The organism is Actinomycetospora sp., from assembly GCF_036497585.1.
GTDB lineage: Bacteria > Actinomycetota > Actinomycetes > Mycobacteriales > Pseudonocardiaceae > Actinomycetospora.
Genome location: NZ_DASXJD010000159.1, coordinates 14,896 through 31,876 on the forward strand (window position 1 = coordinate 14,896; position 16,981 = coordinate 31,876).

At 74.4% G+C, this 16,981-nt stretch carries 16 protein-coding genes; 13 read left to right on the forward strand and 3 right to left on the reverse strand.

The genetic code is table 11. The features are described from left to right. Window positions 1-32: 32 nt before the first annotated feature. From VGH76_RS15425 to groL, 4 genes are all read left to right on the forward strand, one after another. Entirely contained in the window at window positions 33-1,214 is a 1,182-nt protein-coding gene (locus VGH76_RS15425) for an alpha/beta hydrolase (RefSeq protein ID WP_331557577.1), read from the forward strand. Continuing rightward, entirely contained in the window at window positions 1,211-1,756 is a 546-nt protein-coding gene (rimI, locus tag VGH76_RS15430; protein ID WP_414637735.1) for a ribosomal protein S18-alanine N-acetyltransferase, read from the forward strand. Before VGH76_RS15425 ends, rimI begins: the two co-directional genes overlap by 4 nt. Window positions 1,757-1,895: 139 nt before the next feature. Then, window positions 1,896-2,192: a co-chaperone GroES gene (gene groES, locus VGH76_RS15435; protein WP_331557578.1), complete on the forward strand. Its 297-nt coding sequence runs from the start codon at window positions 1,896-1,898 to the stop codon at window positions 2,190-2,192. A 111-nt stretch (window positions 2,193-2,303) separates the two neighbouring features. Then, on the forward strand, window positions 2,304-3,935 hold the full coding sequence (gene groL / locus VGH76_RS15440) for a chaperonin GroEL (protein WP_331557579.1): 1,632 nt from the start codon (window positions 2,304-2,306) through the stop codon (window positions 3,933-3,935). Window positions 3,936-4,008: 73 nt separating this feature from the next. On the opposite strand, the gene VGH76_RS15445 is transcribed toward groL, so the two are convergent. Beyond that, window positions 4,009-4,320 carry a WhiB family transcriptional regulator gene (locus tag VGH76_RS15445; RefSeq protein ID WP_331557580.1) on the reverse strand — a complete coding sequence of 104 codons (312 nt, stop codon included), beginning with the start codon at window positions 4,318-4,320 and terminating at the stop codon, window positions 4,009-4,011. Window positions 4,321-4,931: 611 nt separating this feature from the next. Between VGH76_RS15445 and VGH76_RS15450 the strand changes: the two genes are divergently transcribed. The 3 genes from VGH76_RS15450 to VGH76_RS15460 all read left to right on the forward strand — a co-directional run bounded on the left by VGH76_RS15450 (window position 4,932) and on the right by VGH76_RS15460 (window position 7,363). Then, on the forward strand, window positions 4,932-5,528 hold the full coding sequence (locus VGH76_RS15450; RefSeq protein ID WP_169186839.1) for a response regulator transcription factor: 597 nt from the start codon (window positions 4,932-4,934) through the stop codon (window positions 5,526-5,528). 356 nt (window positions 5,529-5,884) lie between these two features. Next, on the forward strand, window positions 5,885-6,463 hold the full coding sequence (locus VGH76_RS15455; RefSeq protein WP_331557581.1) for a sigma-70 family RNA polymerase sigma factor: 579 nt from the start codon (window positions 5,885-5,887) through the stop codon (window positions 6,461-6,463). Continuing rightward, window positions 6,464-7,363: an anti-sigma-D factor RsdA gene (locus VGH76_RS15460; protein ID WP_331557582.1), complete on the forward strand. Its 900-nt coding sequence runs from the start codon at window positions 6,464-6,466 to the stop codon at window positions 7,361-7,363. Window positions 7,364-7,439: 76 nt separating this feature from the next. Here the strand turns inward: VGH76_RS15460 and VGH76_RS15465 are convergent, their stop codons facing one another. Continuing rightward, window positions 7,440-7,835 (reverse strand): DUF5319 domain-containing protein, encoded by a 396-nt coding sequence (locus VGH76_RS15465; RefSeq protein ID WP_331557583.1) that lies wholly within the window; start codon window positions 7,833-7,835, stop codon window positions 7,440-7,442. 137 nt (window positions 7,836-7,972) lie between these two features. On the opposite strand from VGH76_RS15465, the gene guaB reads away from it, so the two are divergent. Both guaB and VGH76_RS15475 read left to right on the forward strand, forming a co-directional pair. After that, window positions 7,973-9,478 carry an IMP dehydrogenase gene (guaB, locus tag VGH76_RS15470; RefSeq protein WP_331557584.1) on the forward strand — a complete coding sequence of 502 codons (1,506 nt, stop codon included), beginning with the start codon at window positions 7,973-7,975 and terminating at the stop codon, window positions 9,476-9,478. 28 nt (window positions 9,479-9,506) lie between these two features. Further along, window positions 9,507-10,637 carry a GuaB3 family IMP dehydrogenase-related protein gene (locus VGH76_RS15475; protein WP_331557585.1) on the forward strand — a complete coding sequence of 377 codons (1,131 nt, stop codon included), beginning with the start codon at window positions 9,507-9,509 and terminating at the stop codon, window positions 10,635-10,637. A 158-nt stretch (window positions 10,638-10,795) separates the two neighbouring features. On the opposite strand, the gene VGH76_RS15480 is transcribed toward VGH76_RS15475, so the two are convergent. Next, a complete protein-coding gene (locus VGH76_RS15480) occupies window positions 10,796-11,437 on the reverse strand; it encodes a maleylpyruvate isomerase family mycothiol-dependent enzyme (protein WP_414637736.1) in 642 nt (213 codons plus the stop codon). Window positions 11,438-11,486: 49 nt separating this feature from the next. Between VGH76_RS15480 and guaA the strand changes: the two genes are divergently transcribed. The 4 genes from guaA to VGH76_RS15500 all read left to right on the forward strand — a co-directional run. Beyond that, window positions 11,487-13,046 carry a glutamine-hydrolyzing GMP synthase gene (gene guaA, locus VGH76_RS15485; protein WP_331557587.1) on the forward strand — a complete coding sequence of 520 codons (1,560 nt, stop codon included), beginning with the start codon at window positions 11,487-11,489 and terminating at the stop codon, window positions 13,044-13,046. A gap of 81 nt (window positions 13,047-13,127) precedes the next feature. Continuing rightward, entirely contained in the window at window positions 13,128-15,917 is a 2,790-nt protein-coding gene (locus VGH76_RS15490) for an ATP-binding protein (RefSeq protein WP_331557588.1), read from the forward strand. A gap of 131 nt (window positions 15,918-16,048) precedes the next feature. Continuing rightward, a complete protein-coding gene (locus VGH76_RS15495; RefSeq protein WP_331557589.1) occupies window positions 16,049-16,228 on the forward strand; it encodes a hypothetical protein in 180 nt (59 codons plus the stop codon). Beyond that, window positions 16,225-16,981: hypothetical protein (locus VGH76_RS15500; RefSeq protein WP_331557590.1), on the forward strand; the 757-nt coding region annotated here is incomplete at its 3' end. The genes VGH76_RS15495 and VGH76_RS15500, both read left to right, overlap by 4 nt.

Sequence of the window (16,981 nt, forward strand, 5' to 3'; positions counted from 1 at the left end):
GTGGAGTCGGGGTCCCACGGCGGGTCGGGGGCATGAGCGGCGACGAGCGCCGCCACACCGGCGGCATCCTGGGCGCCATCGCCGGCACCGTCCTGGGCGGGGCGGCCGCGGCGGGCGCCGTCGGGGCGGGCGTCGCCCGCTCGCGGGTCGTGCGCGCCCGCGCCGAGCTCGAGGAGTCCGAGGCCGCCCACCCCTCCCAGCTCGGCCTGCTCCCGCGCGGTCGCGAGTCGTCGGTCGCCGCCGACGACGGCACCCGCCTCGCGGTCGAGGAGGTCGACCCGGTGACCCCGGGCGCGAAGCCCGAGCTCACCGTCGTCCTGGTCCACGGCTTCGCCCAGGACCGGCGCTGCTGGCACTTCCAGCGCCGCATGCTCGCCGAGCTCACCGACCCCGCGGTACGGGTGGTGCTCTACGACCAGCGCCGTCACGGCCGGTCGGGCCAGTGCTCGGCCCGCGCGTGCACGATCGCGCAGCTCGGGGCCGACCTGGACACCGTGGTGCGCACCGTCGCGCCGGAGGGGCCGCTCATGCTCGTGGGCCATTCCATGGGCGGCATGACGATCATGGCGCTGGCCGAGCGCCATCCGGCGCTGTTCCGCGACCGCGTGCTCGGGGTCGCGCTGGTGAGCACCTCGGCGGGCGACGTCGGCACCGTCGGGCTGCAGCGGGCCGTGCTCTCGCACCGCAACCCGGTGGTCAACGTCGTCGGGCGCCTGGCCCACTGGCGCCCGGAGGCCGTCGACCGCATCCGCCGCCTCGGCGGGAACGCGATGTGGGCCGCCGTCGCGCGCTGCTCGTTCGGCGACCCGGAGACCGACCCGGTGCTGGTCGACCTGGTGAACCGGACGATTGCGGCCACGCCGCTCGACGTGCTCACCTCGTTCGCGAACACGCTCTCCACCCACGACCGGAAGGCCGCCCTGCGGGGGCTCTCCCAGTGCGAGGTGCTCGTCGCGGCGGGGACGCAGGACGTGATGATCCCGTACTCGCACTCCGAGGTGATCGCGGCCGAGCTGGCCGGGGCGGAGCTGCTGCGGCTCGAGGGCGCGGGCCACATGGCGATGCTCGAGCAGCCCTCCGAGCTCGACACCGCGCTGCTCGAGCTGCTGCGCCGGTGCACCCACCGCAGCCAGGTGCTGCGCCGCCTGCGCCCGGAAAGCGCCGGCCCGGCGTCGCGGCGTCCCCGGCTGCGCCGGCCGCGCCGGCGGGCGTGAGCGGGCCCGGGGGCCCGCGCGCCGCGGCGCTGCCGGCCGACGCGCGGATCGTCGTCGACACCCTGACGACCGCCGACGCGCCTGCCTGCGCGCGGCTCGAGGCCGAGCTGTTCGGCGACGACGACCCCTGGACCGCCTCGGCGTTCCGGGCCGAACTGCACGCCGGCTACCCCTACCTGGCCGCGCGGTGGGTGGGCCACCTCGGACCGGAGGGCACCCCCGACGAGCTCGTCGGGTACGCCGGGATCGCGGTGCTGCCGGCGCCGGCGTTCTCGCGGGAGCCCGCCGAAGCCGAGATCCACACGATCGGTGTCGCGCGGCACGCGCAGGGCCGCGGACTGGGGCGCCGGCTGCTCGGGGGGCTGCTGCGGCGCGCCGACGCGCTCGGCGCGGTGACGTTCCTCGAGGTGCGCACGGACAACACGGCGGCCCTCGCGCTCTACCGCTCCGAGGGCTTCGAGGTGGTCGGGACGCGGCGGCGCTACTACGCCAGCGGGGCCGACGCCTACACGATGCGCCGCGACGTGCACGACCCTCGTTGATGGATTGGCACTCGCAGCGCTAGAGTGCCAATCGAACGGCATCGGAGCCGGCTCGGCACCCGCGACGGCGGGCCGGCTCCGGGGCGCGTCACCCCAGACACCAGAACCAAGCTGGACCCCAGATCGTGGAGGTCATCCCGTGGCGAGCGTGAACATCAAGCCGCTCGAGGACAAGCTCGTGGTGCAGGCCTCTGAGGCCGAGACCACGACCGCGTCCGGCATCGTCATCCCGGACACCGCAAAGGAGAAGCCCCAGGAGGGCAAGGTCCTCGCGGTGGGCCCGGGCCGCGTCAACGACAACGGCAACCGCATCCCGCTCGACGTCGCGGTCGGCGACGTCGTCATCTTCTCGAAGTACGGCGGGACCGAGATCAAGTACAACGGCGAGGACTACCTGATCCTGTCCTCGCGTGACGTCCTGGCGGTTGTCAACTGACACTGGCTGTCAACTAACACCCAGGTCATCCCACCGCCCCGGTGACCCCCGCTCGCCGGGGGCCCGGGGCGGTGGTGTGTCCGCAGGCCGTCACAGACGAAAGGACGGGCAGTGCCCAAGCAGATCACGTTCGACGAGACCGCCCGCCGCGCCCTCGAGCGCGGGGTGGACCAGCTCGCGTCGACGGTGGCGGTGACCCTCGGCCCCCGCGGCCGGCACGTCGTGCTGAGCAAGAGCTTCGGTGGTCCGACGATCACCAGCGACGGCGTGACGATCGCCCGCGAGATCGAGGTCGAGGACCCCTTCGAGAACCTCGGCGTCCAGCTCGCGAAGACCGCCGCCACCAAGACCAACGACGTCGCGGGCGACGGCACGACGACGGCGACGGTGCTCGCCCAGGCCCTCGTGTCCGAGGGCCTGCGCAACCTCGCGGCCGGCGCCAACCCGACCGCCCTCGGTGCGGGTATGGCCGCCGCGGCCGAGAAGGTCACCGCGGTGCTGCGCGAGCACGCGACGCCGGTCGACGGCAAGAAGGGCATCGCCTCGGTCGGTGCGGTCGCCTCGCGCGACCAGGAGATCGGCGACCTCATCGGCGAGGCCATGGAGAAGGTCGGCGAGGACGGCGTCATCACCGTCGAGGAGTCCTCGACGCTCGCCACCGAGCTGGAGATCACCGAGGGTCTGCAGTTCGACAAGGGCTACCTCTCGCCCTACTTCGTCACCGACTCCGAGGCGATGGAGGCGGTGCTCGAGGACGCGCACGTCCTGCTCCACCGCGAGAAGATCAGCAACATCCAGGATCTCCTCCCGCTGCTGGATAAGGTCGTGGAGTCGGGCAAGCCGCTGCTGGTCGTCGCCGAGGACCTCGAGGGCGAGGCGCTGTCGACCGTCGTCGTCAACGCCATCCGCAAGACGCTGCACATCGCGGCGGTCAAGGCGCCGTTCTTCGGGGACCGCCGCAAGGCGTTCCTCGACGACCTCGCAGCTGCCACCGGCGCCACCGTGATCAACCCCGAGGTCGGGCTGAAGCTCTCCGAGGCCGGCCTCGACGCGCTGGGCACGGTCCGGCGCGCGGTGATCACCAAGGACGCCACCACCCTCGTCGAGGGCGGCGGGGACAAGGCCGCCGTCGAGGCGCGGGTGTCGCAGATCCGTCGGGAGATCGACGAGACCGACTCCGACTGGGACCGCGAGAAGCTCCAGGAGCGGCTCGCGAAGCTGGCCGGCGGCGTGGCCGTCGTCAAGGTCGGCGCGGCCACCGAGACCGAGCTCAAGGAGCGCAAGCACCGCATCGAGGACGCGGTCGCCGCCACCCGGGCCGCGGTCGAGGAGGGCATCGTCCCCGGGGGCGGGGCAGCGCTGCTGCACGCCTCCGGCGAGCTCGCCGACGGCCTCGGCCGTACCGGCGACGAGGCCACCGGGGTCGCGCTGGTGCGCCGGGCGCTCGCCGCGCCGCTCAAGGCGATCGCCTCGAACGCGGGGCTCGAGGGCGCCGTCGTGGCCGCGAAGGTCGCCGCCGGCGGCTGGGGCCTGGGCTTCGACGCCGCGAGCGAGACCTACGGCGACCTCATGGCCGCCGGGATCATCGACCCGGTGAAGGTCACGCGCTCGGCGCTGGAGAACGCGGTCTCGATCGCGCGGATGGTGCTCACCACCGAGAGCGCGATCGTGGACAAGCCCGAGGAGCAGGAGCCCGCCGCCGCGGCGGGTGGCCACGGGCACGGACACGGCCACGGGCACTGAGCCCCTGGTGTGACGCGAGAAGGGCCCGGCCGGGACGTCCCGGCCGGGCCCTTCTGTGTTCTCCTGGGGTGGGTCAGCGGATGACGATGTCGCTCACGGGGGCGGCGGAGCGCCGCCCGCCGCTCGCCGCGGACCGCTCGGACTCCGAGAGCCCGCCCCAGATGCCGTAGGGCTCGCCCGCGGCGAGCGCGTGCCGGCGGCAGGGCTCCATGACCGGACAGCTCTCACAGACCGCCTTGGCGCGGCGCTCGCGGCTGGCCCGGGCCGGGCCGCGCTCGCCGTCGGGGTGGAAGAAGAACGCGCTGTCCATACCGCGGCACGCCGCGTGGAGCTGCCAGTCCCAGAGATCGGCGTTGGGGCCGGGGAGTCGACGGACGTCCGCCACCTCGACCACCTCCTCGTCCTGACGGTGGTGGCACCTGGGGACCTCGGGCGTGGAGCCCCCGACGTGATTGCCCACCACGGGCTCGGGCGCGTCGGGTGCGTCACCGTCCGTGCCCGCGGCCGCGCGGAGGGCGACCGTGGAGCTGACCCTATGACCGGTGGACCGGACGGTACAAGACATCCGGATGTGAGCCGTCCCCCTGGGCAGGGTCCCGACCGAACAGTCGTCCGGATGCGGGACAGCCGCTCGGCAATCGTCCGGATGCCGATTCCGTACGGTGACGGGACTTGCTCGAACGACCACCATCCGTGATCATGCCGGAAGCAGTGAGTGGCCGGTGCTCCGTGTGGGTGGCGGAAAACTTGGCCGAGGTGAAGGGTCGGCCGTGACCGGTCCGCTCCGCGACCGTTGTCGAGGAGGGGATCGGCGTGACGGTCGTTGGGGGACGTCCGGGCGGTCGCCCCGGTACGCGGGACGAGGGAGCAGACATGGCGCGGGTCGCGGATCCGACACGGGAAAACCACGGATCCGACTCAAGGTCTTCGTCCGCGGCGCCGATGACCAGTAGTGCCCGCCAACCGTCTGCAGGAACGCTGCAGGGAGGAGCTTCCGTGACGACGGTCCTGATCTGCGACGACCGCCGCAGCGTGCGCGAAGGACTGACCCGCGTGATGTCGGCCGTCCCCGGCGTCCACCGCATCGACTGTGTCGCCCACGGCGACGAGCTGCTCACCCGCTTCTCCCGTCAGAGCGTCGACGTGGTCCTCGTGGGGACCCAGCGCGCCGTGCCGACCGGGGTCGAGGCGACCCGTCGCCTGGTCGCCGCGCACCCCCAGGCGAACGTCATCGTCTTCGGTGCACCGGACGACTCCGGGAGCATCGCGGCCGCCATCGCCGGCGGGGCGCGGGGCTACCTGCGCTGGGACGCGTCCCGGCCCGAGCTCGTCGCCGCGCTCGCCCACACCCTCGCCAGCACCTCCGTGCCCGCGCCGCGCACGCCGTCCGACTCCGGGGTCCAGCTCACCGAGCGCGAGCTGCAGGTCCTCCGGGGCATGGCGCAGGGCAAGAGCAACGGCCAGATCGGTCGTGAGCTCTACCTGTCGGAGGACACCGTCAAGACCCACGCCCGGCGGTTGTTCCGCAAGCTGGGCGTGCGTGACCGGGCGCAGGCCGTGGCCCACGGCTTCCGCCGGGGCCTGGTCTCCTGACCGCCCGGCCCCGCCCGGTGCGTGTGCAGCCGCTCCACGTGGCGCGGCCGCCGGCCACCGGGCCGACACCCTCGAGCCCGCCGTACGGCTTCGAGGACCTCACCCATCGCCACCCCGGAGCCGACGTCGCTCCGGACGATCTGCCCACTCCAGCGATCGGAACACCGCGTGCCGTCCACCGTGCCGCGGACCGCTGGCGTGTGCCGGATCGGGCGACCCCGTACGGCGGACAGGGCGCGAGCCATTCGCCCGAGCGGTACGGTGACCCCTCCGGGCCACCCGCTGCGGTGGCACGGCGGACCGAGGTGGACCTCCGGGTCACACCGCCGCGCGTAACGCCGGGGCCACGGGGAGCGATGACGGACGCAGGGAACGACCTCGAGAGGCTGGTGGCCGCCGCCAACGACGGCGACCGCTCGGCTCTCAATCGTGTCCTCGCGATCATCCGGCCGCTCGTCGTGCGCTATTGCCGCGCGAGGATTGGCAGGCAGGAACGGTCGTCGGTCTCGGCCGACGACGTGGCCCAGGAGGTGTGCCTCGCCGTGCTGACAGCGCTGCCCGGCTACCGCGACCAGGGCCGTCCGTTCCTCGCGTTCGTCTATGGGATCGCGGCGCACAAGGTGGTCGACGCCCATCGCTCGGTGGCGCGGAACCGATCGGAACCCGTCTCCGAGCTGCCCGAGGAGCTCGATCCCCACGACGGACCAGAGCAGCGTGCGATGAACGGCGCGCTGTCGGTCCAAATGGGTCAACTTCTCGACACGCTGCCACCCAAACAGCGGGAAATCCTGGTGCTGCGTGTCGTCGTTGGACTCTCGGCGGAGGAAACCGCGGAAGCGGTCGAATCCACGCCCGGTGCGGTCCGGGTGGCACAGCACCGCGCCCTGTCGAAGCTGCGGACCGCCGTGTCCGCGATCTCGGAAGAGGTGAGTTAGGTGGGTGGTCACCGCGCTTTCGGTGCTGGTGACGATCTCGTCGACGGCCCGGTGGATCTCGCCGCGGTGCGCGCCGACGACGCCCTGCTCGACGCCATCGCCGGCGGGGCGGTCACCGGTGGTCTCGGACGGGACGAGGACGTCTTCGGGCGTCCGGGCCAGGACGACGATCACCTGGCCGCGATCCTCGCCGCGTGGAAGGCCGACATCGAGGCCGACCCGATGCCCGAGCTGGTGTCGCTCGAGGAGGCGGCCGAGGCCGTCGAGGCGGGCCACGAGGCGCGCGATCGCCGGGCCGGTCGCGCCCGTCGTCGCATGCCCTTCGCCGTGGCGGCCGCCGCGATCGCGATCGCGCTGTCGGGCCTGACCGTCGCGGTGCACTCCGCGCAGCCCGGGGACGCAATGTTCGGGCTGACCAAGGTGTTGTTCTCGCAGCAGGCGGACAACGCGACCAAGGCGCAGGAGGCCCGCAACACGATCGTCGCGGCCAACAACGCCATCAAGTCCGGGGACCGCGCGACCGCGCAGTCGCTGCTCCAGAGCGCGGCCGGCCAGATCCAGGCCGCCCAGCCAGCGGACCAGCCGGCGCTGCAGCAGCAGCGCCAGGACGCGCTCAAGTCCCTGGACCCGGCGCCGGCCTCACCGTCGGCGAGCCCGTCGTCCACGGAGCCCAGCGCGAGCAACGGCAGCACCGAGGGCACGGCGCCGTCGCGGGACGGCCGGCATCGACAGAGGCCGCCGCAGTCGCCGCAGCCGACGCCGGCGCCCGACACGGCGAGCGGACAGCAGCAGGGTTCGGGCCCGCAGGACGGTCCGACGACGGACACCCGGCAGCGCAGCGCGGACAGCCCGCAGCCCGTGCCGCCGACCACGACGGTGGCTCCGGCGCCGTCGAACTGACCGCACACCAACGACGGGCCCGGTTCCCCCGAGGGGGGAGCCGGGCCCGTCGTCGTTCCTGGGGCGGGAGCCGGGGCTACTGCTCGGCGAGCGTGGCGTCCGCGAACCCGCGGCAGTACTCCCACGTCACGTAGGAGGCCGGGTCGGGGTCGAACGGGGGTTCGTGCGGGCGCATGTGCCCCTCCTCGAGGAGCTGCTGGAGGCTCGCGCGGAGCAGGTCCCAGTCGTGGAAGTGCTGCTCGTCACAGTCCTCGCAGTCCACGACGACGCCCCGGATGCCCCGGGGCGCGAGCAGGGCCTGGAACACCGCGAGATCCCCGAGGTCGGCCACGACCTCGTCGCGCTCCTCCTCGTCCAGCGGCATGTCCTCGTGCGCCGCGACGTCGGTGAGGTCACCGAGCGCGTCGAGCATGCGGGAGGGGTCCGACGGGTCGCCCGCGAACGGGTCCGGCGGCAGGGCTTCGTACGGCACGACCCCGAACCTACCGGTAGCCGACCCGCGACCGGCGGGGCCCCGAGGTGGCCCCGGCGCGTCGGACGTGCGGTGATCGACCGGGGCGCGACCGTTGCGACGGGGATCACTGTGAGGGCGCGACTAGCATCGGGGCCATGGTGCTGACGGACCCCGGCGTACCGGAGAAGTACGGCCTGCTCGGACTGACGTTCGACGACGTCCTCCTCTTGCCCGCCGAGTCGGACGTCGTGCCCTCCGACGCCGACACCTCGGCGCGCCTCTCGAGGAACGTCACGCTGCGGATCCCGCTGGTCAGCTCCGCGATGGACACGGTCACCGAGGCCCGGATGGCGATCGCGATGGCCCGTCACGGCGGCATGGGGGTGCTGCACCGCAACCTGCCGGCCGAGGAGCAGGCCGCCCAGGCGGAGGTCGTCAAGCGCTCCGAGGCGGGGATGGTGACCGACCCGGTCACCTGCTCTCCCGAGGACACCCTCGCCGACGTCGACGCGCTCTGCGCCCGTTTCCGGATCTCGGGCCTGCCCGTCACCGACCCGGCCGGGCGGCTCGTGGGCATCATCACCAACCGGGACATGCGCTTCGAGGTCGACCACACCCGCAGGGTCCGCGAGGTGATGACGTCCACCGACCTCGTCACCGCGCAGGTCGGCGTCACCGCGGAGGCCGCCCTCGGGCTGCTGCGCCGCCGCAAGGTGGAGAAGCTCCCCCTCGTCGACGGCGCGGGCATCCTGCGCGGCCTGATCACGGTCAAGGACTTCGTCAAGACCGAGCAGTACCCGATGGCCACCAAGGACCCCGACGGGCGGCTGCTCTGCGGCGCCGCGGTCGGGGTGGGCGACGACGCCTGGACCCGCGCGATGTCGCTGGTCGACGCGGGCGTGGACGTCCTCGTCGTCGACACCGCACACGGTCACTCGCGCGCCGTCACGGCGATGGTCGCCAAGCTCAAGCAGGAGCTGGGCGAGCGGGTCGACGTCGTCGGCGGCAACGTCGCCACCCGGGCAGGCGCGCAGGCCCTCGTCGACGCCGGGGCCGACGGTGTGAAGGTCGGCGTCGGGCCGGGCTCGATCTGCACCACCCGCGTCATCGCCGGCGTCGGCGTCCCACAGATCACCGCCATCGCCGAGGCGGCGTCGGCGGCCGGGCCGGCCGGGGTGCCGGTCATCGGCGACGGTGGGCTGCAGTCCTCGGGCGACATCGCCAAGGCGATCGCCGCGGGCGCCTCGACGGTGATGCTGGGGTCGCTGCTGGCCGGCACGGCGGAGACCCCGGGCGAGCTGGTGCTCGTCGACGGCAAGCAGTACAAGACCTACCGGGGGATGGGCTCGCTCGGCGCCATGCAGACCCGCGGCCAGCAGGGCTCCTACTCCAAGGACCGCTACTTCCAGGACGACGTGCTCTCCGACGACAAGCTCGTCCCCGAGGGCGTCGAGGGGCGCGTACCCTTCCGGGGCCCGCTCGCGCAGGTCACCCACCAACTGGTCGGCGGCCTCCGGGCGGCGATGGGGTACACCGGTTCCCGGACGACGGCCGAGCTGCAGTCGGCGCACATGGTGCGCATCACCGCGGCCGGCCTCGCCGAGTCCCACCCGCACCACGTGACGATGACGGCCGTCGCCCCGAACTACGGCGGTCGCTGACCCCGGACGGGGCCACAGGAAGGGCACCATGCGCGAGCAGGTCGAGATCGGCCGGGGCCGCAGCGCCCACCGCAGCTACACCTTCGACGACCTCGACATCGTCCCCTCGCGCCGCACGCGGTCGTCATCGGCGGTGTCCACGGCCTGGCAGCTCGACGCCTACCGGTTCGACCTGCCGTTGCTCACCCACCCGACCGACGCGGTCGTCTCCCCGACCACCGCGGTGCGCGTGGGCGAGCTGGGCGGCCTCGGCGTCCTCAACGCCGAGGGGCTCTGGGCACGGCACGCCGAGCCGGACAAGGCGCTGGCCGAGATCGCTGAGCGGGCGTCGACCGACCCCGTCGGCGCACTCGGCGAGCTCCAGCGCCTGCACGCCGCGCCGGTGCAGCTCGACCTGCTCCGCGAGGCGCTCGACCGGGTGCGCGGCGCCGGGGTCACCCTGGCCGCCCGGGTCAGCCCGCAGCACGCCCGCGAGTTCACCCCGACGCTGCTCGCCGCCAGCGTCGAGGTCCTCGTCGTGCAGGGCACGATCATCTCCGCCGAGCACGTGGGGGACGACGAGGGCGAGCAGCCGCTCGACCTCGAGGACTTCATCGAGTCGCTCGACATCCCGGTGGTCGCGGGCGGGGTCGGCGACTACCGCACCGCGATGCACCTCATGCGCACCGGCGCCGCCGGGGTGATCGTGGGCTACGGCCAGTCGGTCTCGACCTCCACGGACGCGGTGCTCGGGATCGGCGTCCCGATGGCGACCGCGCTCGTCGACGCCGCCGCCGCCCGCCGCGACTACCTCGACGAGACCGGCGGGCGCTACGTGCACGTCATCGCCGACGGCGGGATGGCGACGTCGGGTGACATGGCCAAGGCGATCGCCTGCGGCGCCGACGCGGTGATGCTCGGCGAGCAGCTCGCGGGCGCGGACGAGGCCCCGGGCAGCGGCTGGTACTGGACCTCGGCGGCCGCGCACCCCAACCTGCCCCGCTCCGCCGTCGTCGGCGTCCCCCAGCACGGGGCCGACCTCGCCGCCGTGCTCCGTGGTCCCGCGCCCCGCGCGGACGGCACGGTCAACCTGTTCGGGGCGTTGCGCCGCGCGATGGCCAAGACCGGCTACTCCGACCTCAAGGAGTTTCAGCGGGTCGGGCTCTCGGTCCGGCGCTGAGTCCGGGGTCTGGCGAGCGAAGGGCACCCTCGGTCGAATAGATCGGCCGTGGGCGCCCACGGCCGGAACCTCCGACCCGGCGCCGGATCGAGCGAAGGGTGCCCTCGATCGACTAGATCGACCAGAGGTGCCCTTCGCTCAGAACAGGGCCGTGCGGATCACCCGCAGCGCTGCCGCAGGGTCGTCACGCCGGGGCCGGACAGGTCGTCGCAGAACACCTCCCGCCTCGCCAACGCCATGAGGAGCGCAAGGGTCGGGCCGGTGACGAGCGGTGCGTCGTCGGGACCCGTGGTGAACGGCCCGTCGTCGGCCACCAGGTGCAGCCCGGCCGCCGTCGTGCGGGTCGGGACCGCGAAGTCCCTGGAGGCGTAGAACCCGGCGACCGCCGTCGAGGTCGCCACCGGCACCGCCGACGGCAGCCCGAGCGGGCGCCGGATGTCGGCGCCGTGCACCACGACCTCGCCGAGCCACGCCGCCGTGGGCCCCATAGGCGCCACCGTCGCGCCGATCTTTGACCGTAGAATCGCCAGCGTCTCGGCCGGTGTGGCTCCGAGCTGCTCGTCGAGACGGCGCCGGTTGTGCAGCGCGAAGTCGAACCGCGCCCCGATCGCCGAGCGCAGCCAGCGCAGCCGACCGGTGCTCGCGGTGGCTGACAGGTGGGCGACGGTCTCCTCGATCGTCCAGTCGGTGCACAGCGAGGGACGGGTCCACGCGTCGTCGGACAGGTCGGAGAGGTCCTCGACGAGGGCGGCACGCTCGGCGTGCACGGCCGGCCAGAGGTCGGTGGTCACGGTGCTCATGGTGGTGGGACCGGCGCCCGGCGCAGAAGTCATCGGCCACAATGGAGGCGTGACCAGCAGTGGGGAGCACCCGGTCCTCGTCGTCGACTACGGCGCGCAGTACGCCCAGCTCATCGCCCGGCGGGTCCGCGAGGCGTCCGTCTACTCCGAGGTCGTGCCGCACACGACCTCGGTGGACGACATGCTCGCCAGGGACCCGGCCGCGATCGTGCTCTCCGGCGGCCCCGCTTCGGTGTACGAGGAGGGCGCCCCGAGCGTCGACCCGGCGCTGTTCGAGACCGGCGTGCCGGTGTTCGGCATCTGCTATGGCTTCCAGCTCATGGCCTCGGCGCTGGGCGGCACGGTCGCGCACACCGGGGACCGCGAGTACGGCCGCACCGACCTGCACGTCACCGACCCCGGACGGCTCCACGGCGACCTGCCCGACGAGCACCCGGTCTGGATGAGCCACGGCGACGGCGTCACCGCGGCACCCGCCGGGTTCACGACGACGGCCTCGTCCTCCGCGGCGCCCGTCGCCGCGTTCGAGGACGTCGACCGGCGGCTGGCCGGGGTGCAGTACCACCCGGAGGTCGGGCACTCCCCGCACGGCCAGCTCGTCCTCGAGCGGTTCCTGCGCGACGTCGCGGGCATCACCCCGGACTGGACGCCCGCCAACATCGTCGACGAGACGGTCGAGGCGATCCGGGCGCAGATCGGGCCGCGGGGCCGGGCGATCTGCGGGCTCTCCGGCGGGGTGGACTCGGCGGTCGCGGCGGCGCTCGTCCAGCGGGCGATCGGGGACCGTCTCACCTGTGTGTTCGTCGACCACGGGCTGCTGCGCGAGGGCGAGCGCGGCCAGGTGGAGCGGGACTTCGTCGCCGCCACCGGGGTCGACCTCGTGACCGTCGACGCCGCCGAGATCTTCCTGCGGGAGCTCGCCGACGTCGTCGACCCCGAGGAGAAGCGCAAGGTCATCGGGCGGGAGTTCATCCGCTCCTTCGAGGGCGCGGCGCGCGACCTCGCCGAGGGTGAGGGTGTCGACTTCCTCGTCCAGGGCACGCTCTACCCCGACGTCGTCGAGTCCGGTGGCGGCTCCGGGTCGGCGAACATCAAGTCCCACCACAACGTCGGCGGGCTCCCCGACGACCTGCAGTTCTCCCTGGTCGAGCCGCTGCGCTCGCTGTTCAAGGACGAGGTCCGCGCGGTCGGCGCCGAGCTCGGGCTGCCCGAGACGATCGTCGCGCGCCAGCCCTTCCCCGGCCCCGGCCTCGCCATCCGGATCATCGGGGCTGTCGACGCGGACCGGCTCGCCACGCTGCGCCGCGCCGACGCGATCGCCCGCGAGGAGCTCTCCTCCGCCGGGCTCGACCGCACCATCTGGCAGTGCCCAGTGGTGCTGCTCGCCGACGTGCGCTCCGTCGGGGTGCAGGGCGACGGGCGGACCTACGGGCACCCGGTGGTGCTGCGGCCGGTCTCCAGCGAGGACGCGATGACCGCCGACTGGACCCGCGTCCCCTACGAGACCCTCGAACGGATCTCCACGCGCATCACCAACGAGTGCGCCGAGATCAACCGCGTGGTCCTCGACGTGACCAGCAAGCCGCCGGGCACCATCGAGTGGGAGTGACCGCTGCCAGGTAGTAGCCGTTCGGGTACTCCGCGAGGTCCTGCTGGACACGACCACGCTGATCGGTGTCCGCTGCTGTCCGTGGACCGACGTCAGGGCACGCCGCCCCGCCGGCCGTTCGTGGGCCGCGGGGCCGAGCTGGAGACGATCGACGAGGCCGTCGCGGCCGCGCGCCGCGGCGAGCCGGGGATCGTCTGGGTCGCCGGGGCGGCGGGGACGGGCAAGTCGTCCCTGCTCGCGGGCGCCATCGCCCGCGCCGCCCCGGCGAACCTGCTGACCGCCACCGGCGACGAGGCCGAGTCGGCGCTGCCCTACGGCGTCGTGGACCAGCTCGGGGCCGCCCTGCCCGCCGACCTGCTCGCCGACCACCCCCTGGCCGGGCACGACCGGACCCCCGGAGCGGATCCGATGGTCGTCGGCGCCGACCTGCTCGCCGCCTTCGGTGCGGTTCCGGGTGACGACCCGCTCCTGGTCGTGGTCGACGACGTGCAGTGGGCCGACGACCTCTCGGTCCGAACCCTGGTCTTCGTCCTGCGCCGGCTGCGCCACGACCGGGTGGTCGTGCTGCTGGGGGTCCGGACCCCCGACCCGGGCCTGCTGGAGGGCGACGCCGCGGTCGACCCGCGCTGGGAGCGCGTGCTCGAGTCGGTGCACGGAGCGCGGCGGCTCCCGCTGGCCGGCCTCACGCCCGCCGAGCTGTCCGCGCTGGCCGCGGTCCTCGGACGGCCGCTGGGCTCGACGGGCGCGGCCGAGCGGCTGTGGGCGCGCACCCGCGGGCACCCGCTCTACGCCCGCACGCTGCTCGAGGAGCTGGACCCCGAGGTCCTCGCCGCCACCACCACCGACGTGCTGCCCGCCCCGCGCTCGCTCGCCGCGGTGGTGCTCGTGCGGCTCTCCCGGGCGAGCGCCGCCGGGCAGGCCCTGGTCGTGGCCGCCTCGGTGCTCGGCGAGCCGTGCTCCCTGGCCGACGCCGCCGCCCTCGCGGAGGCGGTCGCCCCGGGCGGCGTCGACGACCCCGCCGCCGCGCTCGACGAGGCCGTCCGGGTCGGGCTGATCACCGAACGTGGGGACCGCGCCGTGGGTGGCATCGGGTTCGTCCACCCGCTGCTGCGGGCGGCGGTCTACGGCGACCAGCCGCCGACGCGGCGCCGTGCCCTGCACCGGGCCGCTGCCGCGCTCTCCCGGGGCCGCGTGGCGCTGACCCACCGCGTCGCCGCGGCCGCCGGTCCGGACCCGGCGCTGGCCGACGACCTGGAGCAGCTCGCCGGGGACGTCCCGCCCGGGACGTCCCCGCTCGACGTCGCCGACCTCTGGCGTGCGGCCGCCGACCTCTCGGTCGACCCCGACGAGCGCGAGCGCCGGCTCTTCCGCGCCGTCGAAGTGCTGCTCGCGGCGGGGGAGATCGGGCGGGCGGGTGCCCTGGAGGAGGAGGTCGCCGCGGCCAGGCCCGGCCCACTGCGCGACGGTCTCCTCGGGCGGCTCGCCCTGCTCAGTGCCCGGTTCGCCCGCGCCCGCCCGCTCCTCGACGCGGCCGCGCAGGGTGCGGCCCCGGGCCCCCGCGCGATCGCGACCGCCGACCTCGCGCTGCTCACCGTGCTCGAGGGCCGTCCCGCGCAGGCCGTCGAGCTCGCCGCGACCTGCTTCGCCGACCCCGAGGCCGGGCCCCTGGTGCGCCAGCCCGCCGCGTTCGCGCTCATCCTCGGGCTGTTCGCCCAGGGGCGCGGCGACGATGCCCGCGCGGTGCTCGACGTCGCCGCCGGACCGCCCGGGGCCAGGACCCCGCTCTACGCCGACACCCTCGCCGTGCGGGGCGTCCTCGCCGCCGCTGCCGACGACGACGAGGCCGCCGCGCGGCACCTCGGCGATGCGCTGCGGCTGGCCCACGAGGGCGAGCCGGTGCGCACCGCCACCGTCGCCTCCGGCTACCTCGCGGTGGTCCGGGACCGGACGGGCGAGGCGGACGGGCTCGACGCCGTCGAACTCGCCGTCGCGTCGGCGCGGGACGCCGGCCGGGGCTTCGCCGAGCTGATGGTGCGCGGCTACGCGGCGCTGCTACACGCGCAGCGCGGCCACGCCGAGCAGGCGCGGGCCCACCTCGCGGCGATCGGGGCCGCGGGCTCGACCTGGTGGGGTTCGACGATCGTGAGGGCCTCGGCCGGCGCGGTGCTGGCCCTGGTCGAGGACGACGCCCCTGGGATGCTGCGGGCGCTCGAGCCGGTGCTGCGGCCCGACGTGCTGGCCCTCGCCGACGTGATCGGCGCCTTGACCCCGCGGGTGCTCCACGTCGAGGCGCTCCTGCGCCTGGGACGGATCGACGCGGCCCGGGAGTCGCAGGAGGCCCTCGCCGAGCGGCTCGCCGGCCGGCCGGCCGGGCACTCGAGCATCGATGCCGCCCGCCTCCTGGGCCTGATCGCCGAGCACGACGGTGACCCCGGGGCGGCCCGGGCGGCGTTCGAGGCCGGGCTGGCCGCAGCCGACGGGGTGCCGGCGCCCCTCGCCCTCGCCCGCCTCGAGAGCGAGCTCGGCCGCCACCTGGTGATCGCAGGGGAGCGGCGCACCGGCGTCGACCTGATCCGCACGGCCCGCGACCGCCTCCGGTCGCTCGGTGCGGCACCGTTCCTGGCCGCGTGCGAGGACCTCCTGCACGCCGCCGGGCTCACGCCCTCACCGGAGGAGGAGGCGCTGGGCCTGACCCCGCACGAGGACGCGGTCGTCGCGCTGGTCGTGCGAGGCCTGACCAACCGGGAGGTCGCGCGGGAGCTCTTCGTCTCCCCGCGGACCGTCGCCTACCACCTGTCCAACGTCTACGCGAAGCTCGGCGTCACCTCGCGGTCCCAGCTGCGGGAGCGGATGGCGGTCTCGGCGCGCTGACGCTGCGCGACAGGGCAGTCACCACCCGTCGACTGGAAACCCGACTGGAAGGGCCGACCGGGTCGACTGCCCACCCGTGACCGCCACGCTCGTCGCCACAAAGTGACGAACGCGGGGAGGCGGGCTCGTCCATGCGGGTCACTCTCGACCTGGTCCGGACACGTGACGGTCGCCTCGAGGGCACGGCCGCCACGGAGACGGGCCACGAGCATCCGTTCTCCGGAACGCTCGAGCTGCTGCGGGTGCTCGAGGACCTCGAGCCCGGACCGCCCCGCGCGACGTCGGGGACCCTCCCGCGGAGCCGGCCGTGAAGAGCGAGGCGCGGATCGCCGCGGCCTCCGGATTCCTCTTCGTCGGCCTCTTCGTCGCCGCGCTGGTCCTGCTCCACCGGGCCCCCCACCTCGACGATCCCGACTCGACTTACACCGCCTTCTACGCCCACGGCGGGGACACGCTCTTCGTCGCCATCGGGCTCTACCTCGTGCCCCTGGCCGGAATCGCGTTCCTGTGGCACATGACCGCGATCCGCTCGATGCTCGACACGCTCACGCCGCGGCCCTCGGGCATGGCTCACGGGCTGAACCTGCTGGCCGGCACGATCTTCGTGACGATGCTGTTCGCCGGCACCGCGGCCGTCGGCGCGGTGGCGTTCGCGACCGCCCGGGGCGGCCCGGCGACCCTGGACCCGGACACGGCCTGGGGCCTGACCGCCGTCGGGTACGGCCTGGTGTTCGTCTTCGCCGTGCGCGGGGCCGGGATGTTCGCCCTCACGACGACGACGCTGCTGCGACAACCCCGGCGCCCTGCTGGTCTTCCCGCTCTGGGTGGATCCGGGGAGGGCGGGGGCGCCGGGGGCCTCGGGGCCCTTCCGAGCGTCCCTGCGGGGTCCCGGCCCGGGCGGTCAGCTCCCGGTTCGCGGTCACCCGAGGCCGACGCGGTGTGGGAGCTGCTGCAGTCCGACGCGGTGGTCTACGTGTGCGGCAACGCCGCGACCATGGCCCCCGGGGTCCGCGCCGCGCTGGCCGAGGTGTTCCGCGCCAAGACCGCCACCAGCGAGGCCGACG